This window comes from Streptomyces achromogenes subsp. achromogenes (assembly GCF_000720835.1).
Taxonomy (GTDB): domain Bacteria; phylum Actinomycetota; class Actinomycetes; order Streptomycetales; family Streptomycetaceae; genus Streptomyces; species Streptomyces achromogenes.
Genome location: NZ_JODT01000035.1, coordinates 56538 through 78693, shown reverse-complemented (window position 1 = coordinate 78693; position 22156 = coordinate 56538). Strand labels below are relative to the sequence as shown.

The window sequence follows — 22156 nt, the reverse complement described above, 5'->3', positions numbered from 1 at the left end:
ACCCGGCCACCCAGATCAAGTGGGGCCTGGACTACATGAACTCCCGCTACGGCAGCCCCGTCAAGGCCTGGAACTTCTGGCAGGCCAACGGCTGGTACTGAGCCGAACAGCACACCTCACCGCGTCAGCGCCCCCGCCCACCCGGCGGGGGCGCACGCGTATATACAGGGGGCCCGCCGGGTGCCGGCCCGGTCCTGCGCCGCCCGTGTGCATACGGTCAGGAGGCGAACGCCCGCTCCAGCCGGGGGATCAGGTCCCGCAGGTCCTGTTCCCAGCAGCCTGCGTTGTGGCCGCCGTTGCACTGGGTGCCCCAGGTGGAACCGTTGCCGTAGTCGACGTAGTGGTACGGCATCCCGAGCGCGTCCATGCTGTCCTTGACGTGCTGGGCCGCGCCTTCGAGCCAGAACTCCGGTTCGGTGGGGACGCCGGCGCCGTTGCCCACGTAGACGGAGACGCCGATCCCGGCCAGCTTGTCCATGTGCGCGGCCGGATCGACCTCGTTCCACCGCCAGTCGGCGTTGAACACCGGGTAGGGCGAACCGAACAGGGCGTCACTGTCCACACCGGGCTTGTAGGGGGAGTTGTCGGGGTCGCAGGCTCCGGAGGACGAGCCGCAGATCGCGCCGAGTGCGTCGGTGACGGAGGCGACGACGGCCAGCCGCAGGTCCATGGACCGGACCGACAGGTCGATGTCCCCCGACAGGGACGCCGTCTGGCTGAACAGGTCGGGCCGGACCTGCGCGTAGTGCAGGGCGCCGAACCCGCCCATGGAGACACCGGCGACGGCCCTTGCCTTTTTGGTGGGGATGGTCCGCAGGTTCGCGTCGATGAACGGGATCACCTGCTTGAGGTGGAAGTTCTCCCAGTTCTGGGCGCCGAGGCGCGTCTTCTGGTTCAGCCAGTTGGCGTACCAGCCCCGGGCGCCACCGTCCGGGATGACGGTGATCATCGAGTCGGACGTGGTCAGCGCCGGATAGTTCTGCTGGATCGGGTCGTCGGGCGAGCCGTGCAGGAAGTACAGCACGGGGTAGCGCCTGCCCGGGTCGTCGTAGTAACCGCTCGGCAGGATGATCTTGATGTGGTGCTTGCCGGAGACCTCCGGCGTGGTCACCGTGAGGGTGAAGTTCGTGGGACCGCCCACGACCGTGTCGACCTGCGTCAGTCCGAATCCGTTCGTCAACGGCGGCGGTGCGGTGCCGTCGGCGGCCTGCGCGGGACCGGCCGACAGGGCCAGGGCCAGCGTGACGGCGGTGAGCATCCCGGTCGCCGTCAGTCGCCGGCGGTTCGATGTCCTTGCCACAGCGTGCCTCCTCGTGAGCTTGCGTGCGGTGCGGGGCGGGTTGTGCCGGGACGCGGTGGCGCCCCGGGGGCGGGTATGCCGAGGACCGTCATCGGCGGGTGCCATCGCGCCGTCCTCCCGTGCGGGTGCTTGTACGCGGGCAGGGTCACGCTAGGGAGGGCCGATGAAATTCCCATGACACCGCTGTGGACGTGCCACGGTCGGGGCCGGCGGTGACGGTTCCGCGACGACGTCTCGGCCGGGGCTCCAGGGACACGATCCGCTCGCTGAACGGGTATTTCATCGATTTTTCAACGCCCCCTGCCAGGATGAGCCGGCCGCCGTGGGCCTTCCGATCCGTATCGGTGTCCGTGTCCGTATTCGTGTCCGTATCCGCAGTCCTGGCGCGGTGATCACTCGCGGCCGACCGACCCCGAAGGGACGACCATGTCCGACTCCGCACACCCCGACCGCCGTCCGCCCACCCGCCGGACCCTGCTCAAGGCCGGCACGGGCGCCGCCCTGACCCTCGGCGCGCTCGGCGGCTCCCTCGCCGCCGCCCCCTCCGCCGCCGCGGCCCAGAACGGGGCGCCGCTGTGCGAACAGCCCGGCGACTCGGCCCGTGCGCAGGGCCTGGGATCGGGCGACCTCGCGATTCCCTACTACCGGGAGCACGACAACACCTGGGGCTATGTCTTCGGCGACTCCTTCAGCGAACCCGCGCTGGGAGGGGAGTACCTCGGCTCCCCGGTCATGCTGAACCAGGCGTCCTTCGACGCCTCCGGCTCCACCCCGATCTCGTTCACCTGGGCCATGCCCACGGCAGGCGGCGCCCGGCAGCTCTTCGACTACCGGCACAACGCCGACAACGGATACGGCTTCGAGGTCAGCCGCATCCCGAACGACTGCATCGAGTTCGGCGGGCGCACCTACATCCAGTACACCTCCGTGGAGGTCTGGCAGCCGCCCGCGGGGTACGACGGTTCGCGGATGTCCGGCGTCGCCTACTCCGACGACCACGGCGTCACCTGGCACGACTACCCCTACCACTGGGCGGGGGACACCCAGGGCGTCAACCAGTCGCTGTACGGCATGTGGTCGTTCGCGGGCATCGACCCCGACGGCTGGCTGTACATCTTCTCCAAGCGCTGGAACGGCAGCCACCGCAACACCGGTGACGGCGGCGCGATCCAGCTCTTCCGCATCCGGCCGGAGGAATTCCGCGCCGGCAACTTCGGAGCGCAGGAGAACTGGGCTTACCTGGACGGCCGGTGGCAGTGGACCCGCGCGGTCCAGCCGTCCGTGATCCTCTCCGGGAACAACATCGGCGAGTTCTCCGTCAAACGCATCGGCGGCACGTACTGCATGAGCTACTTCGACGTCACCGACTACTCGATCCGTACCCGCACCGCCCCCCGGCCCGACGCCGTGTGGAGCGCGCCGAAAGCGCAGATCGTCGGCGACGCTGCCTGGCCGCCCGACCACTGGGCCAAGCCCCAACTCCCCTTCCTGTACGGCGGGTACATCCACCCGGGCAGCGCCGGCCCCACCTCCCTGACCCTGATCGTCTCGCAGTGGAACGGCCAGCCCCACCAGTCGCCCTACCGCGTCCTGCAGTACGACGGCATCAACCCGTGAGCCGGTGAGCGCGGCCCCGGCATCCCCGACGGGGGACGAGGCCTCACGACCGCGGCGCCGCCGGCTCCTCCTCACCGGCTGCGCCGCGCGAGACGGCTCTGCAGCCGGGCGTGACGGAACTGGTACACCGCACCCGCCTGGCGCAGGACGCCGCGCTGGTAGGCGTCGTCCAGGAAGGCGGCGACGGCCCAGGGGAGACGTCCGGTCAACGGCAGCCAGACACGGGCGAGCAGACACCACTGACCCCAGGCGGTCAGGGTCAGCGTGTAGCCGAGCGCGCCGCCCAGACCGCTGATGGTGCCCAGCATGAGACTGGACATGGGGTCCATGACGAGTTGGCCCAGGTGCCCTTGCAGCAGATCCACCACCACTCCCGCCCCGAGTCCGACCGCCGTGCCGAACACGGGTGCCCAGAAGCCCAGTTGGATGAGCACCGTCCGGCGGTCGGCGCGCAGGACGCTGCCCGGGCTGACGGCGGACACGATGTCGAGGGGTGTTTCGAGGAGGCCGAGGAGACAGAAGGAGAGCCCCGCGGCACCGCCGAAGATCAGCCCGAAGAGGATCGCGTTGATCAGCCCGGTCTCCAGCGCGGACGCCGGCCCGGCGTGCCGGCTGAGCGCGCGCAACAGGCCGACCATGAACCCGTAGGCCGAACCGAAGAACGCGCCGCCCAGGGTGCCGATCACCAGCCGGGAACCCGCCCGCCACTTGGTGCTCCTCGGTCTGCCGCGGATGCGCAGCCGTACGGCGGACGGCTGGACGTCCTTGCCGGTGACCGTGTACGTGAACCAGTGCACCAGCCCGAACAGGAGACCGGCCAGCAGGCCGACGACCGTCCCGTCCAGCACGCCGCCGGCCAACGAGCCGCCGAAAGCGGTGGACAGGGCGCCGTCGACCAGTCCGATGACCAGCGCGGTGACGAGGGCGGTGACCAGAGTGCGGGTGGAACCGCGCAGACCGTGGCCGAGCCGCCACCAGGCCAGGTCCGGCGTCCTCAGTTCCGTCAGATGGCGGGCGAGATGGCCGAGCCAGCGCTGGACGCGCTCGGGGTCCCAGCCGCGCGCACCGGGCCGGGAGCGGCGGTAGACGGTCGGCAGGAAGTTGTCGAGCAGGTGCTCCTCCAACTCCCTTACTCCGGGAAACCGTTCGGTGTCGAGCAGCTCGGCCGGATCGTGCTCCGGTGTGTCGCTGTAGACGGTGCGGGCGAGCGCCACCATCAGCGGAGTGGACAGGACCGTGGCGAGCGGGGCCGGTGATCCGTCCGGCGAGGGCTCGCGCAGCTTCTTCAGCACGGGCTGCCAGGCGCCCGCCGCCGGGTCCGAGCGGTCCGCCTTGCGGGTGGTGCGGGGCAGATAGTGGTCCAGGTCGTCCAGGGTGAGATCGGTGAGCTCGATCGGCGCGGCCGAGGTCAGCACATCCGTCTCCGCGACCGCGGCGGCGTACTCGGCGGGGCGGCTGGTGAGCACGAGCGGCAGCGTGGTGGCGTTGAGGGCCTCGAGCGCGGGGCGGCGCAGCCCGTCGGCCATCTCGTCGAAGCCGTCCAGCACCGGCAGCACGCGGCCGGAGTCGACCAGCGCGGAGGCCAGGCTGACCTTGCCGGGACCCGGGGCGGCCGTACCGGGATGGTCACGCGTCAACTGCTCGGTCAGCCAGTCGCGCAGGGTGACGGCCGTGGGGTCCCAGGCGCCTATGCTGAAGATCACCGGGACGGGCTCGGCGGGCGTCCGCGACCTCAGATGGTCGAGGACGAAGCGCAGTGTGAGGACCGTCTTGCCGGACCCCGACCTGCCGAGGACCACCAGCCGGCCGGACGGGATGCTCCGGTAGGTCTCCGCGACGGCCTCCAGCCGGCCGCTCAGATCCAGCGGGCCGCTCGGGACGCCCGGCGGGAGGCGGCGGATGTTGGCCCAGTGGTCGGTGAGCGCCTCGGAGGCGGCCTTCCAGCGGACCGGCAGCGGGTACGGGTCCTGGATCCGCCGCTGCTCCTCCTCGCGCTGCCAGCGGGCCGCCACCGCCTTCGCGAGTTGCTCGGCCGCCTCCGCCGGCGCGGCCCGCACCGCCGGCGCCGGCGGAGGCACCGCGGGCGACGCCACGGCGGTCGCGCCTGCTTGTGCCGAGTCTGCTTGCGCCGTGCCCGCTTGCGCCGCGCCTGCCTGCGCCGCCTCCGCTTGTGCCGCGCCTGCCTGCGCCGCCTCCGCTTGTGCCGCGCCCGCTTCCGGAGCGTCCGCTTCCGCCTCGCCCGTGCCGCCGCCCCGGCGCCCCGGGACGGCGGCACGGAGTAACTCCTCGCGGTCCCCGCTGCGCAGGGCGAGCGCGTCGGCCAGCTGCTGCACCGTGGTCATCCGCGGATTGCTGCGCTTGCCGGTCTCCAGGCCGCGGATGGTGCTCACGCTGACACCGGAACGCCGCTCCAGCTCGTCCTGGGTCAGTCCCGCCTTCTCACGCAGCCGGCGCAGCACCGCGCCGAACTCACCGGCCACAGGCCATGGCCCTTCCCCCTCGAGTTGTCCGTTTCCGCAGGTCGGGACTCTAGCGCGGGCACCGGTCAGATATGACCGGTTGAATGCTCTGTCCACACTTCCTGCACGACGGCCAGCCTCGACCACATCGACGTGAAACGACCGGGACGGGAGACCGACCGGTCCCGAGAACGGGGAGTGGCCATGCCGACGACGACCGCGGGCCGGTGCGACCGGGCCGTCACAGGTCTCACCGCCGAGGAACGCGAAGTGCTCTACGCGCTCGGCTGCGGCCTGGGGGACGCCGAGATCGCCGCCGCCCTGGCCCTGCCCGAACACGTGGTGGCCGAACGGCTCGGCCACGTGCTCGGGAAACTGGGCCTGCGTGACCGGGCCGCCGCCATCGTGCACGCCTTCGACTGCGGTCTGGTCATGCCGGGCCACGGGCCGCGCCGGCCGGTGCCGGGGAACACCGCCGCACGCCGCACCGGCACCGCGTCCGGTCCCTGGCTGCGGGTGTCCGTACTCGGCCCGCTCCGGGCGACGCTCGCGGGCCGGCCCCTGGACGTCGGCCCCGTGCGGCAGCAGGCCGTGCTGGCGGCGCTCGCCCTCAGTCCGAGCCGTTCCGTCAGCCGGCGACGCCTGCTGGAGGACGTCTGGGGGCGGGAGATGCCGGACGGCAACGTCGTACCCGTCTACGTGTACCGGCTGCGCAAGATCCTGCGTCTCGGGGAGCGCCCGGACTCGGTGATCCGGAGCGACCGGTACGGATACGGGCTGGTCCAGGGTATCGCCGAGGTGGACGCGCTGTGCGTGGACGACCTGGCCGGCCGGGCCGAGGAGGCCGAACGCGCCGGTGACCTGGCGGAGGCCGAGCGGCTGTGCGCGCGGGCGCTGGAACTGTTCCGTGGCGAGCCGCTGGCCTCACTGCCCGGGCCGTTCGCCGAGTCGGAGCGGGTACGGCTCGTGCGGCACCGGGTCGCCCTGGCCCAGCGGAAGGCGGACCTGCAGCTGAGGCTGGGCCGGAGCGCGGAGGCGATCACCGCGCTGTCCGCCCTGGCGCTGGAGGAGCCGCTGAACGAACCGGTCGCCGCGATGCTCATGCAGGCGTTGCGGCGCGACGGCCGGCGGGCCGAGGCCCTGGCCGTCTTCGACCGCACCGCCCGGCGCCTGGCCGACGACCTCGGGGTCGCCCCGGGCGATCTGCTCCTGCGGGCCCGGCGGGCGGCACTGTCCGGCGAGGACGCCGGCCGGGGCCGGGGCCGGGCGGGCGCGGCGTGAACGGGGCGGCGGACGACCGTGAGCGTGCCGAGGAACTGCTGCTGGCGCGGATCTCCGCGACCGCCGGCCGGGCCCGCCTGGGCAGACGGCGCGTCACCTACCGGGCGCCGCCCGCCGAGCCCTGGCGGCGCCGGCCGGCCACCGCGTGGCTGCGGCGCCCGCCGCGCGCCGACGGCGGACCGGCCAGGAGCCGCCCCGGCGCCCGGCTGGACCTGTACGAGCACGGTCTGACGGCCGCGGTCGGCCGGCGCATTCATGCCGTCCGCTTCGACACGACGGTGGTGCGCCGGTGCACCGTACTCACCTCGCGCGGCGTCAGCGGCGCCCTCGTGCTGGTCGACGTCCATGGCGAACGGGTCGTGCTGCGGCGCGGCGACTTCGCCCGGCCGCAGGAGTGGTGGTCCGCGATCTGCGGGGCCGTCGTCGCCGCGCAGACCCCACGGGCGCTGGCCGCGCTGCGGCAGGGTGCGCGGCTGGACTTCGGCTCCCTGTGGGTCACCGCGGACGCCGTCGGCTCCGGCCGGACTTCCCTGCGCTGGAGCGAGGTCCGGCGGATCGAGGTCCGCAACGGTTTCGTCGCGATCCGCGCCGACGGGCGCCGGCTGCTGTGGGCCACCGGCGCGTCCGGGATCCCGAACCTGTGCGTCCTGCGGTCCCTCGCCGAACACCTCGCCCGCGCCGGGCGGGACGACGACTGACGTACCGCGCACGCACCTCGGCGTCCGGCACACCGCCGACGGCCCCGGCTCACCGAACGTGAACCGAGCAACGCACACAGAACGATCAACGCACACAGAAGGAGACAGTCATGGCCGACAGCTACCGGTACCGGTGCGGTGAGTGCGGGCACCACACCTCCTGGGGGAGCGAATCCCAGGGGGCGGAGGCGATCGAGGAGCACTACCGCCGCCGCCACCCGGCCGTCGTCCCCGGCGGGATGGTCGAGTTCCGCAAGGGATCGTCCGGCGGCGGTGGCGGCGGATGCCTGCTCGTCCTGGGCATCCTCGTCGTCATCCTGATCATCGCCTCCCAGCGCTGATCAAGCACGGAACACGGCTTCGGGGCGGCCGGTTCACCGGATATCGACGCAAGGTCGATACATCGTGACAAAAAACGATCGGTATGCGGCGCAAACCGGATCCGAAGCGTCCGAACCCGCCACCCTGGGCGTCCGACATTCATGGGGCCTCCGGGGTGCAGCGGCGCTCGGGGCTGGGTATTCCCATCGAACTCGATGTTCGATCAGGCCGATGCGACGGGGGCGGAGCACATGGGCAGACGGGTCTGGACAGGAAGTGCGGGAGTGGAGGCCGCCGACGCGGTCTTCGCGCTGATGAGACGGCTCATCGACGGTTTCCGGGCGAATCCTCCGGTGACCCCGCTGGTGGTGCTGCAGGCCACCGAGGAAGACGCGACCGGCACCCTCGACCGACGGGTCGCCCAGGTGGTGGAGTTCGTCCGCCAGAGCCAGCAGCCGCGGGGGCTGATCGCCAAGCGGCTCGACGGCGGGGGCGGCCCGGACCCGTACTCCTCGGCCGTCGACATGGTGCGCCAGCTGTGCGAGCACCCCTGGGACAACGCACGGCAGTCGCAGTACAAACCCTTCAGCTTCCCGCGCTCCCGCCTGCTGAGGGCCATCGAGCAGGCCGCGCCCGAGGTCGGCACCGAGGTGACGACGGTCTGGACGGCGGCGGAGCGCCGCGAGCGCCTGATGCGCCGGCTCGCCGAGCTGCGCTGGCGCCCCGACGGTGGCTCCGCCGGTGAGGAGGGCCGGCGCCGCATCCCGGTCCTCGCGGAGACCGTCGGCGCCGTCGCCAACCCCTCCGGCTTCGTGGGGGCCATGTTCATCGCCTGCCTCAGCGTGCTGCTGGGCGAGGGCGGTTGGCGTACGGCGTTGTGGGGCGGCGCCCTCGCGCTGGCGATGTTCGGCCTGGTGCACCTGCTCGCGCGCAGCGCGCCGCCGCTGCTGTGGCTGCGCCGGGCCACCCGCTGGTTCGCGACCACCACCTTCCTGGCCCCGCTCAGCGACCGGCCCGCCGCCGCCGACTGGTCGCGCTGGCGGCCGGCGAAGTCCTGGGAGACCATCCGGGGCCGCGCCTTCGCCGTCGCCCAGCAGGTGGCCGCGGCACAGGCGGGCGACCCGACGGCACGTCAGTTGCACCTGGAACTCCGCGTGCTGGCGCTGCTGGAGGACCTGCGCGAGAACTTCCGCCCGCGGGCGCTGGACCTGCGCCACCGCAAGCGCACCGTACCGCCCGTGGTGTATCTGCCCCGGGTCACCGAGGAGGACGGCGGTCTGCTCCTGCTGCGCACCATCAGCGACGTGCGCAGCCGCCGCAGCGAGGTCGACCCCCTGCTCGTGCTGGCTGCGGTCCCGGCGTCCGAACGCCTGCGGCCGCGGATCCCCGCCGCCCCGGAGCCGGCCGACCTGCCGGGCCGCCCCGACGCCGACGACGAGGAAGAGACCTTCGGAGCGGACGCCAGATACCAGCGGTGGGTGACCAACCTCAACGCCGGCCAGTCCCCGGGCCGGGCCGCCACCCTGCCGTGGATCCTGTACATCCCGATGCCCGGCGACGAGCTGCGCCACCGGCGCTCCGCCCAGCACTCCACCGACCGCATCCGCCGGACGCCCGCCTGGCTCCTGTGGTCCCGCCCCTGCCTCGCCGTGGTCCTCGCCCTCGGCCTGGCCGCGGGCTTCCTCGGCAACCACTACCTCGCCGGACGCTACTGCGAGGGCCGGCTGCTCGGCTCCAACACCGACTCCGTCCGCCACGGCGGTCACTGCGTCGGCGTCGCCACCGGGAACGTACGGCTCGCGCAGGGCAACACGTTGAGTCTGTCCGGCGCGGGCAAGGGTGTCACCTTCGACGCGGTGGAGCGGGCGATCAGGGCCGAGAACGCGGCCATCGGACCGCGCGACGCCCATGTGACGATCGTCTACGCCGGTCCGGTCACCGCCGCCAGGCAGGCCGACACCCGCAAGGGGCTGGAGGAGATCACGGGCGTGTACCTCTACCAGCACTACGCCAACGTCAGCACCGACCAGCCGACCAAGATCAAGGTCCTGCTCGCCAACGCCGACCAGAACATGCTGCACGTGATCCCCATGGCCCGGCACATCGCGGACCTGGCGCGCCGCGACCGCTCCGTCGTCGGCGTCGTGGGCATGGGACGCGACACCACCGAGACCGAGCAGGCCGCCCGCATCCTCAAGGGGGCCGGACTGCCCGTGGTGAGCACCACCAACTCCGGCAGCCACCTGGCGCGCAGGCTGTCCAACTGGTTCGGGCTGGCCGCCACCGACGAGGAGGAAGCGGACGCCCTGCTGGTCGTCGCCCGTCAGCTGGCCGCTCGGGAGAAGGGCGCCCAGGGCGCCGTGCTGTCCCGGTCGGTCGGCAGCGAGAAGGACTTCTACACCACCGAACAGGCCCGGGTGGGCAAGCACATGCTGGCCGAGGCGGGCTTCGCCCCGGCGCCCTCGCGGACGTACCGGCTCAGTGCCGAGGGCGAACCCGAACTGACCACTCCCATCGGCGACATCTGCGGCAGCCAACCCGTGCCGAAGGCCCTCTACTTCGCCGGCCGGGTCGAGGACGTGCCCAACCTGATGTCCCAGCTCGGCTCCACCCCCGGCTGCTCGGGACGGGGCATCACCGTGTTCACCGGCGACGACCTCACCAAGAGCAACTACGAGGAGGGCGAAGCCCTCCGCATCCCCGACGAGGTCACCCTCTACCACTTCGCCCTCGCGCCCATGGACCTGGCGGCGACGACCGGTTTCTACATCGACGCCCACCGCGTCCTCATGGAACTGCTGCCGGCCGGAGCACGGCGGACGGCGCTCGCCGATCCGGCCCGGCCCTGGACCGACGCGCTGTTCTCCAACGGGCAGACGGTGCTGTCCTACAGCGCCACGGCCGTGCTGTACCGGGCCGCGCGCAACGGCGACGTTCCGCAGACCGCCGCGGAGACCTGGGCCGACCTGCGCTGGCACCCCGTCCCGAACCTGCCGGTCGGCACGGTCGGCTTCGCCGGCAGCCGGCCCTACGCCGAACAGCGCGGCCACGGTTACGAGGTCGTGCGGGTGAGCTACGACGGCGGTGAGGTGCGGTCGGTGAACGTGTGCGGGCGGCCCGCGGGCAGCGTGGCGCCGCTCACCGCGCCCCCCGGCCCCGGGGGAGCCGACCCGCACACGATCTGCCGACTGAGCTGACCCTGGCCCGCATCGGCGGCATACGGGACGTGCGGTGGCGCCGGGGCGGTGCGGTGGACCGGGGCGGAAGCGGCCCGGTCCGCGGCGGCGGCCGCCCCCGGCGTCACAGATCCCTGCGCATGCACACGCGCGGCCACCGGTCCAGACCGTGGGCCGCCTCGCGCTCACGAATCTCCCGCAGGCCGGGGGTGAGCGAGCTCTCGGCCAGGACCCGGAAGCCGCAACGCGTGTAGTAGGGGGCGTTCCACGGGACGTCGGCGAACGTGGTGAGGGTCAGGGCGGGCACCTGCCGGCTCCCGGCGTGATCGGCCAGATGCTCCAGCAGGGACCTGCCCACCCCGCGCCGAGCGCTGCCGGGGTGCACCGAGACCTGCTCCACGTGGAAATTGCCGTCGACGCGGTCGGCGATCAGGTAGCCGACCGGTATCCCGGCCGCGTCGACCGCCACCCAGGCCCTCCCGTCGCGTTGGTACCGGGCGAGCACGTCCAGCGGAAGCGGCTCGTCCTCGGCGATCTCCGGCATGCCTGTCTCGTGGAACCGCCGACCGGCGGCCCTCTCGATGTCCTGGAGAACGGGCAGCTCGCTCAGACGAGGGGATCGGATGTCCATGCGCTCATTGTCCGCGACGGACCGGCCCGACCGCCGAGCAGGGCGGTGTCCGTCTGGCCCCGAGTCGGAAAGTTCAGGACTGCGATGACTGTCACTGCCACCACTGCTCGATGGCCCGAATATCGGGGTTCGGGTAGTCGGAGATATAGTAGACGGGAATGTCGTGGCCCCGAGCCTTTCCGTTGGCCACGTTTTTGATGTGCGTCTCGCATGCGCTGCACGGCTTTCGGTCGGTGAACAGCGCAATAGGGCGATAACTCACCCCCTGATTCTCCAGGTGTGAGAGGAGCGCCTCTTCGGAATGATGCGCTCTGGACCCGGCATTGAACGAATCCAGAGTCACGACGCTGTTGCTGTCGTTGTCCCAATACTGGATCACCGCGAAATTGGTGTTCTGCCAGTCACCCACATTATTCCGTTTGGCCTGGTGCGAGCGCACCTCGTTGTCGATGAAACCGATGCCCGTGGGGTAGGCGTTCAACTGCCTCAAGCTCAACGTCGCGAAGGAACCCTGTTCGGGCATCCGTTGCACCGGCACGTCGTGCGTGGCGTGCGCGGCGCGGGAGACCACCGTGGGAGCCGAGGGGACGGGTTTGGCCATGACGCGAGTCGCGTTCGCCTCGGCCTCCCGTTCGAACCGGTCGTCGGGATCACTGACGCGCAGGCCGGAGCCCTGGTCCGTGCCCTGCACGGGCCCCCGGCGCTGCTGGATGACATGCGTCAGTTCGTGCGCCAAGGTGTGCGGGTCCGCTCCACCCGCCCCGATGACCACATGCTGTCCGGACGTGTACGCACGCGCTCCGACCTCTGTGGCGGACCGCTGGGCGGTCCGGTCGTCGTGCACCCGCACGTTGGAGAAGTCCGCACCGAGGCGTGCCTCCATCTCGGCGCGCACCGGCTCGTCCAGGGGGCGACCGGGCGAGCGCAGAACGGCGTGGACCGACGAGCGCTGCACCGGCGGCACCGACTCGTGTCCGCAGGAACCGTCGTGGACATGCCGTTGACGTGCCACCATGCGTGCCACGACCGCGTTGCCGACGCTACGTTGCAGTCGGATCATGGGTTCCGGCACGGCACGCTCGGGAGCGCCGGCCCGCGTCGGCGAAGGGCTGTTCTCTGCTTGCTCTTTGCGTCGTTCGGCCCTGTTACCCACGCGCACCTCCGCTGACCTTGATGCCCCGACCAACGGTGTGGTCAACCCGGTCACAGTCGTTCAACGGATCCCGGTCCTCTGGTCCGGTGACGCGCTACCGGTTCCGACTTACCGTCTGGTGGCCCGAGTTTATTGGAAGCTGTTCGAGCGTCAACCGAGCGTAGCGCCAAGTCGGTTCGCCTGCGGTCCGGTTGTTCATCCGGCGGGCGGGGGAGGGGAACCGCGGTCGGACTGCCGGTCTTGTGGCCGCGCTCTTGCCGGGAGGCCGGGCGGGCCGTTACGGTCCCGGCCACGTGATCATCTACGCGCGTCACCTCACGGGAGAGCTTCATGAGCATACGTAAGACCGTGCTGGCCACCATCGCTGTGCTCTGCGCCGGAGGCGGCGTGGTCGCCGGCACGGGAGTGACCGAGGCCCGGACGGTCGACGCGCCGGCGCCCGCGGCCACCGGATGGACGCAGGTCGGTCACGACATGAGAAGCGGTGTCAGCGGACTTGCCGTCACCTCGTACACGGGGAGCACCTACCGGGCCGTGATCGGCCTGGACAACAAGCGCCGCGGAGAGACCCGTATCGCCCGACTCACCTACTCCGGGGGCCCGTCCGGGCGCACGGCCGTCGTGCAGCCACTCCAGTGGAAGGACGGTGCCGAGCCGATCGACCTGGAGGCGCTCGAAGCGGTGCCGGGCACCTCCGACGAGTACCTGGCCGTGTCGAGCCGCGGCCTCGTCTACCACCTGGCGCTCACCGACGACGGCAACGCGATCCAGGTCCGCGACCTCTCGCCGCTCCCCGCGATCGGTCAGGGCGACAATTTCGAGAGCTTCACGCTCGTCTCCCGGCACGGCAAGCTGGCAGCGGTCTGGGCCGACCGGGGCGAAGGCGACGACCGCCCCGCGACGCTCTACGCGGCACCCCTGTCGTTCAACACCTACGGGGAGTCGGTGTTCGGCACCGTGACGAAGGCCGCCTACCGCGCGCCGTATCCCGCGCGAGACGTCCGGCACGCCTCCGACCTCTCGGTCACCGACTCGGGCCGGCTGCTGATCGCTTCGGCGTCGGACGAGGGCGACGACGGACCGTTCGACTCGGCGGTGAGCGCCGCGGGCGCGGTGTCGCTCGACCGCTCGGGCCGGGTACGGCTCACGGTGGCCGAACACCCCGAAGTGCTGCGGAAGTTCGAGGGCCGCAAGGTCGAGGCCGTGGACTGCGTGTCCGGCTCCGGCATCGCGGTCCTCGGCACGGACGACGAGAACGCGGGCGGCGCCGTCACGACCGCCCGTATCTGCCGCTGACCACGCGGCCGGTTCCGGGAGCCGGTCCACCGCGGCGATCGCCGGGCCCTGAGCCACGGCGAACGGTGACGAGTTGGAGGGGGGAGCGCAGCCAGCTGGCGGGAGCGGTTCGGTCGTCGCACATTCCTGTCGGCGGAGGGTCCCGTTGCCTTCCGCGCCCGCGCGTCGGCCGTTCACCTGGCGCGCTCGGCTGCGACTCCGGTCGTACAAGAGAGGTGTCCGGATGCGACTCCGGTCGTACGGACGGCATGGTCCGGTCTGCGACTCCGGTCGCATGCGAGCGCGACCCGGGATCGATGCGGCGGCGCGGGCCGGCCCCGAGGATGGCCGGGTGACCGAGATCATCGCGGGGCTGTACGTGTCCCCCCTGGAATTCCTCGCCTTGCTGGGTGCCCTCGCCCTTGTGACGGCGCGCTGGCTTCCCGCCGCCGCCCGCCCACGCGTCACGATCGCGGCCGGAACGGTGCTCGTGCTGTCGGCGATCGGGCTGAGCGCGGTGGGGATCCGCTGGCAGATGCTGCCGGTACTGGCAGGTGCTGCCGTGGCTGCGCCGTTCGCCTTCTCCCCACTGCTGCGACGCCGTAGCGGCCGGCCGCCGTGGCGGGCGCGATGGTGGCTGGCGTTGCCCGGGACGGTGGCCTGCGCCGGCCTGATCGCCGCGGGCCCGGTGGCCGCCTGGGCCTTTCCCGTCCCCGTGTTCCCCGAGCCGTCGGGCCGCTTCCCGGTCGGCACCCGCGTGATGCAGTGGACCGACCCGCACCGCCCCGAGGGCTTCACCGCCGATCCGCACGACCGGCGCACGGTCGTGGTCCAGCTCTGGTACCCGGCGCGGAAGGGTCCCACGGGCGAGCGGCGGGCCCGGTACCTCGGGCGCACGGAGCACGAGGCGCGCACCGTCTCGGACGCCCTCGCCCGCCAGGCCGGCTTGCCCGGCTTCCTCGTCGACGGCGTCCCGCGTGCCCGCACGCATTCGGTCTTCGACGCTCCCGTGGCCGGAGGGGGCGGACGGTTCCCGGTCGTGCTGTTCTCTCCGGGTTCGGGCGGGGTGCGTACCCAGAACACCGCCTGGGCGGAGGAACTGGCCAGCCACGGCTATGTGGTCGCCGCCCTCGACCACCCGTACGACTCCGCCGCGGTCGTCCTCGCCGACGGCCGGACGCTTCGCTCCAGGACCTCTTCCACCGGAGACCGGGGCAAGGACGACGAGCTCGCGGCCGGCTGGACGGCCGTCCGGGCCGCCGACCTCGGCTTTGTTCTCACCCAACTCGAACGCCTGGACCGGGGTGAGATCACCGGCCCGCTGACCGGACGCCTGGACACCGGCCGGGCCGCGGTCACGGGTCACTCCATGGGGGGTGCCGCCGCTCTGCAGGCAGCCCGGCGGGACCGCCGGTTCGACGCCGTCATCGATCTGGACGGCTACCCCCACGGCCCCATCTCCCCGCCCCTGCGCCGGCCGACGCTCGCGCTCACCGCGGCCATCACCCCGGACACCGACCCGCGTTACCTGCCCCGCCTCACCAAGGCCCTCGAGGCCAACACCGCGATCAGCTACCGGCTCACCCTCCCCGGCGCCGCACACCTCACCTTCATGGACGGCCCCCTGTACCTGCCGCCCGTGCCCTCGATAGCCGGTTCCCTGGGCCGCGCCGAGAGCCCGCGTGTCGTCGCCGCGACCACTCTCGCCTTCCTGGACGCCACCCTGCGGCACAAGCCCGGCGATCCGGCCGGCGGTCTCGCGGCCTACGGCGACCTCAGCGTCCTCCCTCCGGAAAGCAGCCGCTGATCAGCCGCCGTGACCGACGGCACGGCCGTTCCCGGCCCAGTGCACGACTTGGGGGCGGCGGCTGCCCGGCCGTGCCCGAGGCGGCACCCGTTCGCGGTCAAAGGTCAGCCGGTCAGGGCCGCGAGGGTGTCGTCCAGGGTGGTGGCCCCGGGCTGGTTGTGGGGGAGCCTGGCGAGGAGCGCGGCCATGCCGCAGGTGTTGGTGAGGGCGGAGAAGACCAGGCCGCCGGCGACGGCCGCGGAGAGCCGGCGGGCCGCGTTCCAGCGTTGTCCGGCGACCAGGCCGGTCAGGACCAGCGTTCCGGCGGCGAGGCGGACTTGGCGGTCCATGGCCCAGGCGGTGCGGGTGCCGGCCGGGCGGTGGGTGGCGTGGCCGAGCCGCGTCCAGGCGGTGGTGCCGCCGGTGAGGGTGGCGGCGATGATGCCCTGGCCGGCCAGGCGCCGGCAGGCCTGGGCGGAGCGGGCTCCGGAGGCGCACACGATGAGGAGGTCGCCGGGCTCCGCCGCGGTCCTCAAGGCGGGCAGGGCGGCATCGAGGTGGTCGAGGGGGATGTTGTGGGCGCCGGGCAGGTGGCCGGTGCCGTATTCGCCGGGGGTGCGCACGTCGATGACGGTCAGCTCGTGCAGGCGGGCGTGGGCCTGATCGGCGGTCAGGGCGGTGGTGGGTGCCACGGGGACTTTCCTTTGTCTGGTTCGGGCGGTGGGGCGGAGGGCGGCCCCGACTCAAAATGGCGAAACGGGCTGACGCGCATCAGCCTGGCGATGCGTCCATGTGTGCCCTTGCGGCCTGTGAGGGGAAGCCCGCCGTGCGGAAGCCTGAGAAGGGGGTGGCCCGGGGTGCGCCGGCTCGGCGGCGACGGCGAGTGCGGTACGAGGGGCGGTGGCGGCCCTCCACGCCATGGCGCGGCCGGCAAGCCGGAATGCCGGCTGTGACGCGACGTACTCCGCCGGGGCGAGCGGACGACCTTGTCGGTATGCCGACAGCAGCGTGACGGGCGAGCCGGGTGCTCCTCGGGGAACGGAGCGGATGAGGGAGGACAGGTACGACGCGGGTGGTGACCGGACGCCCTCCCTCCCCGGCACGGCGGAGAAGAAGCCGCGGTGCGGGGGAGGGGAGGTGATGGCGCCGCCGCGGTGTGCCGCACGGCGTGCGACCGGGTGACGCGGACGCGTACCCGGCCCGCCGGGCAGCGTGTTCAGGCCGGCCGAATCAGGTCACATGAGCTTCCGGCGGCCGGTCTCCTTCTTGAGGCGGCCCACGTTGATTGGCTGGAGGATCACGGTGATCGCGCCGACCGAGAAGTGCTGAACCGGACCGCCGGTGTTCCGCCCGTGGAAACTGTGCGGAAGCGCCTGTCCGTTGGTCGGGTCCGTGCCCGACGTATACATGTCGACGATGCCCTCGTACCCCTGGCGGGCACGTGCGTCGTTGCCGTCCGCGGCCTGCTCCACGGTGATGCGGTCGTCACCGTCCTGGGCGACCACGGCCGCCACGTGGTACGGCCACCCGCTGGAGTTGGCGGGGGTCTCGTAGTCCCCGTGCCACGCGGTCTCCACGATGGCGAACGCCTGGCCGGGAGCCGGCCGCTCCTCGCCGTTCGCGTGGGGACCGCCGGGCCTGGCATTCGCGTAGGCCACGGCGCCCTCGGCGTTCTCCCGGTCACCCAGGCCGAACTGGTTGCCCCCCAGGGCGAATTCGCTGGCGTCCTGCCCCAGGGCCAGCCGCTGCTGATGCATGATCTCCTCGGCGGTGTGGGCACAGTCCGCGAGGAAGGACGACTGCGGCTCGTACTCCGCGTACACACGCCCCGCGATCTCCCCGCTCTGCCCGGTCGGCGTGCAGTATCGGGGTGCCGGGGCACCCTCCGCGACCCAGATGACCGTGGTGTCCGCCCCGGAAGTGACGGTCATGAGGTAGAGGCCGTTCTCCGAGACCCGTACGGAGCCCAGCTCCACGGTGTTGACCTCGGAGAAGCGTTGCAGGGTCGTGGCGTCGGCGCCGCGTGCCGTGGAACGGGTCATGGCGTCGGCCTCCCGCTGTACGGGGACGCCCTGGGGGGCCTGGTCGGGCCGGACGCTCCGCTCGGGCGTGCGCCGCATCACCCGGACCGCGTTGGCCTCGGCCGCGCGCTCGAAGCGGTCGCCGGGGTCGGAGACCCTCAGTCCCGATCCGTTGTCCGTACCGGCCACCGGCCCCTGGCGCTGCTGGATGACGTGCGTCAGCTCGTGAGCGAGGGTGTGCTTGTCGCCGCCGCCGTCGCCGATGACGATGTGGCTGCCGGAGGTGTAGGCACGCGCACCCACCTCGGCGGCGGAGGCGCGGGCCGCCGAGCCGGTGTGCAGGCGGACGTCGGAGAAGTCGGCGCCGAGGCGGGACTCCATCTCCTGGCGCAGCGGCGCGTCCAGCGGGGCTCCCGGCGCGCGCAACACATCGTGCACGGCGGATCGCTGCACCGGCTCGGACGTGGGCTGTTGGTGGCCGCAGCCCGCGTCGTGCTGGTGCCGGTCGTGCTGGAGCATACGGACAACGGCGGCATTGCCGGCCGAACGCTGCAACCCGAGAAGCGCACCGGACCCCCGCCCTTCCGGCCGCGCGGCCACACCCTGGGCGGGGCGCTGCGGCTGCTTTTCGCTCTTCCTCGGCTCTTGCGCGTGCATGGACTTCCCGTTCGTAGGGCCGGCAGATGGCTGTGTCCTCATGCATACCTGGTGCGGCCGGTTGCGGGTGAGGGGCGTACGGGCACGATGTGGTGTCCAGAGGGGCAGTGTTCCGGCGCGGACCTTGACGGCCGGTTCCCGATCGCGAGCTCGAGCAGCGGCCCGGGGCTCTGCGATGAGCGAAGACCACGTACGCGGATCGACCGTGCGCGCCGTCAACCGCGCCTATCAGCCGCACCCGTCAGCCGCACCAATTAGCCGCACCGGCCGGTCGCTCGCGGGTGACCACGCGGTGCGTGGCTCGCCGGGGTGTGCGTGGCCCGGGGCCGTGGGCGGCCTTGGGCGGCCGGGCGGTGAGCTCCCGGCCCCCGGCCCCCGCGGATGCGGCCGCGCCCGAACGGGGGACCATCGGCGGCATGCCGCATCCGTCCCGGTCGGCCGGGCGAAATCATCCGAGGTGACCTCATCGTGGTGACCTCACCGTGAACGGAAGCGAGCCCCATGCGTACCTCGGTCGTCGTGTTCACCTGTGATCTGCGCCTGTCGGACCACCCGCCACTGCGCGCGGCCCTGCACGGCGGAGGGCAGGTCGTACCGCTGTTCGTACGTGACCCCGCCGTGGACAGAGCGGGTTTCGCCGCTCCGAACCGGCTCGCGTTCCTCGCCGACTGCCTGCGGGATCTGGACGCGGGACTGCGGGAACGGGGCGGCCGGCTGGTGCTGCGCGAGGGCGACACGGTCAGGGAGGTGTGCCGGGTGGCCGAGGAGGCGGACGCCGGCGAGGTGCATATGTCGGGTGATGTGAGCACCTTCGCCCACGTGCGCGAACAAAGGCTGCGCGAGGCCCTGGAGACCGCCGGACGGCGCCTGTACGTGCACGAGACGGTGAGCACCGCCGTCGCGCCGGGCGCGGTGACGCCGGCCGCCTCCGACCACTTCGCGGTGTTCACGCCGTACTACCGGCGCTGGTCCGAGCAGGGCCTGCGGGACGTACTGGACGCGCCGCGCACGGTCGGCGTGCCGGAGCAGGTGGGCTCCGCCTCGCTGCCGGAGCGCGGCGACGTGGGCGGTGTGTCGCCAGGGCTGTGCGCGGGGGGTGAGACGGAGGGGCGGCGCAGGCTCGCCGCATGGCTGAGTTCCGGTATCGACGCCTACGAGGACCGGCACGACGACCTCGCGGGCGACGCCACCTCCCGGCTCTCGCCCCACCTGCACTTCGGCACGCTGTCCCCGGTCGAGGTGGTCCAACGGGCCCGCGAGGCCGGCGGCGCGGGCGCGGAGGCGTTCGTACGGCAGCTCGCCTGGCGGGATTTCAACCGCCAGCTGCTCGCCGCGCGCCCCGAGGCCGCCGCGCGTGACTACCGCACCCGGCACGATCGGTGGCGCGACGGCAGGGACGCGGAGGCGGACGCCGAGGCGTGGCGCCAGGGCCGGACCGGCTACCCCCTGGTGGACGCGGCCATGCGACAGCTGCGCCATGAGGGCTGGATGCACAACCGCGCCCGGCTGCTCGCGGGGAGTTTCCTGGCCAAGACGCTGTACGTCGACTGGCGGGTGGGCGCCCGGCACTTCCTGGACCTGCTGGTCGACGGTGACCTGGCGAACAATCAGCTGAACTGGCAGTGGGTGGCCGGCACGGGCACCGATACCCGGCCCAATCGGGTCCTCAACCCCGTGGCCCAGGGCAAGCGGTTCGACCCGGACGGGGCTTATGTACGGTGCTGGGTGCAGGAACTGGCGGACGTGGAGGGCGGTGCCGTGCACGAGCCGTGGAAGCTTCCGGCCCCGGAACGGGCCCGGACCGGTTACCCCGAGCCTATGGTGTCGCTGGCGGAGGGCCTGGAGCGCTTCAAACGGGCCCGGGGGCAGGAGTGAGGACGGTGCGCGGCCCCGGCACGACGGCACTTGGCGCACGTGATGATCGAGGCCGGACCGGTCTTCCCGCGATGCCGCTGCCACCCTGCGCCAAGCACACCAGGCGCTCTCCACGATGCGGCACCGAGGGCGGCGGAGCGGGTAGTCGGCCGTGAGCACGACGGCCGTGAGCCCGACGGGCGCGGTCGCGACCATGACCGTCACGTCCAGCTGATGCCGGTCCTGTCGCGGACATCCGCAGCCGCGCCCCGAGCCGGCCCAGGCCCGGCCGGCGCCCGCGCTCGCGGCCACGGTGGGGCTGCTCCGCCTCCGCCGGACCGCGCCCGGTGCCCGTCGCGCCCACCCCGCATGGGCCCTTCGGCCCCGCTGGAGGACCGCCGGCCCCTGCCCCGCAAGTCCCCTGGACACGACGCTGGAACCGGTCCCGCAGGGCCACCGTCCAGGAGGAGGAAATCATGCCCCGCACCATCACCGTAGGTCTCGACGGCTCTCCCGAGAGCCGGGCCGCCGCCGAATGGGCGGCCCGTGAGGCGAAGCTGCGCGGACTGCCGGTGAAGCTCGTCCAAGCCTGGGAAGCGGTACCGGAGTCCATGGCCCAGGCCTCGCTGCCGGCCGCCGGGACGTTGCGGCACTGGACCGAGAAGGTGCCGCGCGAGGCCGCCAACGGGCTCCGGCTGCGCCACCCCGGCGTCGAGGTCACCACCGAACACGTCGCCGGTCCGCCCACCGAGGCCCTGGTCCGCGCGGCGGAAGACGCCGAGCTGCTCGTCCTCGGCTCGCGCGGGTTGAGCGGAATCGGCGGCTTTCTGGTGGGCTCCGTCGGACTCGCGGTCGTGGCGTACGCCGAGCGTCCCGTCGTCCTGGTCCGCGCCGGAGAACAGGCCACCGATGAGCACGAGAAGGACCAGGCGGGAATCCGGTCCACCGCGCCCGCGTTCCGTCCCGTGGTCCTTGGACTCGACGTCGGCCGCCCCGACGAGGAGCTGCTCGGTTTCGCCTTCGACGCCGCCGCGCGCCGGAACGCGCCGTTGCGCGTCGTGCACGGCTGGAGCCCACCGCCCTACTACCTCTACGGCATGGCCCTGGAGCCCGCGGTCGAACGGGAGGTGGCGAGGGGCGACGCCGCCATAGTGACGGAGGTGCTGCGCCCCTGGCGGCAGAAGTTCCCCGATGTCGAGGTGGTGAAGGAGTCCTGCTACGGCAGCCCGTCCTCCCTCTTGATCGACGCCTCCCGGGAGGCCTCCCTGGTCGTCGTCGGCCGGCGCATCCGCCACTCCTCCGTCGGCGCCCACATCGGCCCCGTCACCCACGCCGTCCTGCACCATGCCACCGCCCCCGTCGCCGTCGTGCCCCACGACTGACGCACCGCGCAGAGGAGAGCGAGGACCGGGAAGGCAGCGGTCGTACGAGGCTCAGGTGACCCCCTCGGCATCGAGTGGCGCCCCGACCCCGAACCCGGCCCTGGTCAGGTCCGCGTCCGGGTGGACACGGGGAGCGGGCCGAGGACGAACCGGAAGCGGCTGTGCGGGCCCCCGCCGGTGTCCGAGTGCACCGGCACACCGTCGAGGGACATGCCCACAGGCTCCTGTTCGACGCCTCGGCCGACGCCGGTCCGCTTGTCCCCGGCGCCCGGTACCGCGTGGGCCACCCCTGTCTCCGGCTCGGCCGCGTGGCCCACGCGGTGCTGCCCCGCTCCGGCTGCCCGGTCGCCGTCGTGCCGCGGCGGGTGTGAGCTGACCGGCTGCCCAGCGGCCGGCCGCGTGGACGGGGACGTAGGTCCGCAGGTCGCACGGCGGGCGGCCGACAGCCGGTCGACGACGGTTGGGGGGCAGCCTCCGAGAGCACGCCGCCCAGTCGACGGCCGTAGGGTCCGGGGTCGCGCGTCGTCGACGCAGGTGATGACGAC

The 22156-nt window shown here is 72.6% G+C and carries 17 protein-coding genes; 11 read left to right on the top strand and 6 right to left on the bottom strand.

What is annotated here, in order from left to right:
* Positions 1-101, top strand: a 101-nt coding sequence (locus IH25_RS42605; RefSeq protein WP_457852788.1) for an aggregation-promoting factor C-terminal-like domain-containing protein, incomplete at its 5' end; no start/stop codon positions are given.
* Between the two features lie 116 nt (positions 102-217).
* Here the strand turns inward: IH25_RS42605 and IH25_RS0130210 are convergent.
* A complete protein-coding gene (locus IH25_RS0130210) occupies positions 218-1258 on the bottom strand; it encodes an alpha/beta hydrolase (RefSeq protein ID WP_209445394.1) in 1041 nt (346 codons plus the stop codon).
* Between the two features lie 468 nt (positions 1259-1726).
* On the opposite strand from IH25_RS0130210, the gene IH25_RS0130205 reads away from it, so the two are divergent.
* Entirely contained in the window at positions 1727-2917 is a 1191-nt protein-coding gene (locus IH25_RS0130205) for a DUF4185 domain-containing protein (protein WP_030617723.1), read from the top strand.
* Positions 2918-2988: 71 nt separating this feature from the next.
* Here IH25_RS0130205 and IH25_RS0130200 read toward each other — a convergent pair whose 3' ends face one another.
* A complete protein-coding gene (locus IH25_RS0130200) occupies positions 2989-5397 on the bottom strand; it encodes a helix-turn-helix domain-containing protein (RefSeq protein ID WP_030617719.1) in 2409 nt (802 codons plus the stop codon).
* Positions 5398-5580: 183 nt separating this feature from the next.
* On the opposite strand from IH25_RS0130200, the gene IH25_RS0130195 reads away from it, so the two are divergent.
* The 4 genes from IH25_RS0130195 (at position 5581) to IH25_RS0130180 (ending at position 10873) form a co-directional block, all read left to right on the top strand.
* A complete protein-coding gene (locus tag IH25_RS0130195; protein WP_030617717.1) occupies positions 5581-6657 on the top strand; it encodes a BTAD domain-containing putative transcriptional regulator in 1077 nt (358 codons plus the stop codon).
* Positions 6654-7355: a DUF6585 family protein gene (locus IH25_RS0130190; RefSeq protein ID WP_030617713.1), complete on the top strand. Its 702-nt coding sequence runs from the start codon at positions 6654-6656 to the stop codon at positions 7353-7355. The genes IH25_RS0130195 and IH25_RS0130190 overlap by 4 nt, the downstream gene beginning before the upstream one ends.
* Positions 7356-7465: 110 nt before the next feature.
* Positions 7466-7696, top strand: a complete 231-nt coding sequence (locus tag IH25_RS0130185) for a hypothetical protein (protein WP_030617711.1) — start codon at positions 7466-7468, stop codon at positions 7694-7696.
* 231 nt (positions 7697-7927) lie between these two features.
* Entirely contained in the window at positions 7928-10873 is a 2946-nt protein-coding gene (locus IH25_RS0130180; RefSeq protein WP_030617706.1) for a type 1 periplasmic-binding domain-containing protein, read from the top strand.
* 103 nt (positions 10874-10976) lie between these two features.
* Here the strand turns inward: IH25_RS0130180 and IH25_RS0130175 are convergent, their stop codons facing one another.
* Positions 10977-11483: a GNAT family N-acetyltransferase gene (locus IH25_RS0130175; protein WP_030617703.1), complete on the bottom strand. Its 507-nt coding sequence runs from the start codon at positions 11481-11483 to the stop codon at positions 10977-10979.
* A 91-nt stretch (positions 11484-11574) separates the two neighbouring features.
* Positions 11575-12543 carry an eCIS core domain-containing protein gene (locus IH25_RS43230; protein WP_078844494.1) on the bottom strand — a complete coding sequence of 323 codons (969 nt, stop codon included), beginning with the start codon at positions 12541-12543 and terminating at the stop codon, positions 11575-11577.
* A 423-nt stretch (positions 12544-12966) separates the two neighbouring features.
* Between IH25_RS43230 and IH25_RS0130165 the strand changes: the two genes are divergently transcribed.
* Both IH25_RS0130165 and IH25_RS0130160 read left to right on the top strand, forming a co-directional pair.
* On the top strand, positions 12967-13932 hold the full coding sequence (locus IH25_RS0130165) for a hypothetical protein (protein ID WP_051754226.1): 966 nt from the start codon (positions 12967-12969) through the stop codon (positions 13930-13932).
* A 331-nt stretch (positions 13933-14263) separates the two neighbouring features.
* On the top strand, positions 14264-15718 hold the full coding sequence (locus tag IH25_RS0130160; RefSeq protein WP_245172918.1) for an alpha/beta hydrolase family protein: 1455 nt from the start codon (positions 14264-14266) through the stop codon (positions 15716-15718).
* Between the two features lie 104 nt (positions 15719-15822).
* Here IH25_RS0130160 and IH25_RS0130155 read toward each other — a convergent pair whose 3' ends face one another.
* Positions 15823-16389, bottom strand: a complete 567-nt coding sequence (locus IH25_RS0130155; protein ID WP_030617691.1) for a rhodanese-like domain-containing protein — start codon at positions 16387-16389, stop codon at positions 15823-15825.
* A gap of 543 nt (positions 16390-16932) precedes the next feature.
* Positions 16933-18375 (bottom strand): eCIS core domain-containing protein, encoded by a 1443-nt coding sequence (locus tag IH25_RS0130150; RefSeq protein WP_030617688.1) that lies wholly within the window; start codon positions 18373-18375, stop codon positions 16933-16935.
* A gap of 501 nt (positions 18376-18876) precedes the next feature.
* Between IH25_RS0130150 and IH25_RS0130145 the strand changes: the two genes are divergently transcribed.
* From IH25_RS0130145 to IH25_RS43030, 3 genes are all read left to right on the top strand, one after another.
* Positions 18877-20250 carry a cryptochrome/photolyase family protein gene (locus tag IH25_RS0130145; RefSeq protein WP_030617684.1) on the top strand — a complete coding sequence of 458 codons (1374 nt, stop codon included), beginning with the start codon at positions 18877-18879 and terminating at the stop codon, positions 20248-20250.
* Positions 20251-20705: 455 nt separating this feature from the next.
* Positions 20706-21611 (top strand): universal stress protein, encoded by a 906-nt coding sequence (locus IH25_RS0130140; protein ID WP_030617670.1) that lies wholly within the window; start codon positions 20706-20708, stop codon positions 21609-21611.
* A 161-nt stretch (positions 21612-21772) separates the two neighbouring features.
* A complete protein-coding gene (locus IH25_RS43030) occupies positions 21773-21982 on the top strand; it encodes an adenine nucleotide alpha hydrolase family protein (RefSeq protein WP_342447387.1) in 210 nt (69 codons plus the stop codon).
* Positions 21983-22156 lie beyond the last annotated feature (174 nt).

Excerpts from the sequence above, each read along its gene's own strand:
- IH25_RS0130210 (WP_209445394.1), bottom strand. The coding sequence starts at position 1,258 with ATGCTCACCGCCGTCACGCTGGCCCTGGCCCTGTCGGCCGGTCCCGCG.
- IH25_RS0130205 (WP_030617723.1), top strand. The coding sequence starts at position 1,727 with ATGTCCGACTCCGCACACCCCGACCGCCGTCCGCCCACCCGCCGGACC.
- IH25_RS0130195 (WP_030617717.1), top strand. The coding sequence starts at position 5,581 with ATGCCGACGACGACCGCGGGCCGGTGCGACCGGGCCGTCACAGGTCTC.
- IH25_RS0130185 (WP_030617711.1), top strand. The coding sequence starts at position 7,466 with ATGGCCGACAGCTACCGGTACCGGTGCGGTGAGTGCGGGCACCACACC.
- IH25_RS0130180 (WP_030617706.1), top strand. The coding sequence starts at position 7,928 with ATGGGCAGACGGGTCTGGACAGGAAGTGCGGGAGTGGAGGCCGCCGAC.
- IH25_RS0130175 (WP_030617703.1), bottom strand. The coding sequence starts at position 11,483 with ATGGACATCCGATCCCCTCGTCTGAGCGAGCTGCCCGTTCTCCAGGAC.
- IH25_RS43230 (WP_078844494.1), bottom strand. The coding sequence starts at position 12,543 with ATGATCCGACTGCAACGTAGCGTCGGCAACGCGGTCGTGGCACGCATG.
- IH25_RS0130165 (WP_051754226.1), top strand. The coding sequence starts at position 12,967 with ATGAGCATACGTAAGACCGTGCTGGCCACCATCGCTGTGCTCTGCGCC.
- IH25_RS0130150 (WP_030617688.1), bottom strand. The coding sequence starts at position 18,375 with ATGCACGCGCAAGAGCCGAGGAAGAGCGAAAAGCAGCCGCAGCGCCCC.
- IH25_RS0130145 (WP_030617684.1), top strand. The coding sequence starts at position 18,877 with ATGCGTACCTCGGTCGTCGTGTTCACCTGTGATCTGCGCCTGTCGGAC.
- IH25_RS0130140 (WP_030617670.1), top strand. The coding sequence starts at position 20,706 with ATGCCCCGCACCATCACCGTAGGTCTCGACGGCTCTCCCGAGAGCCGG.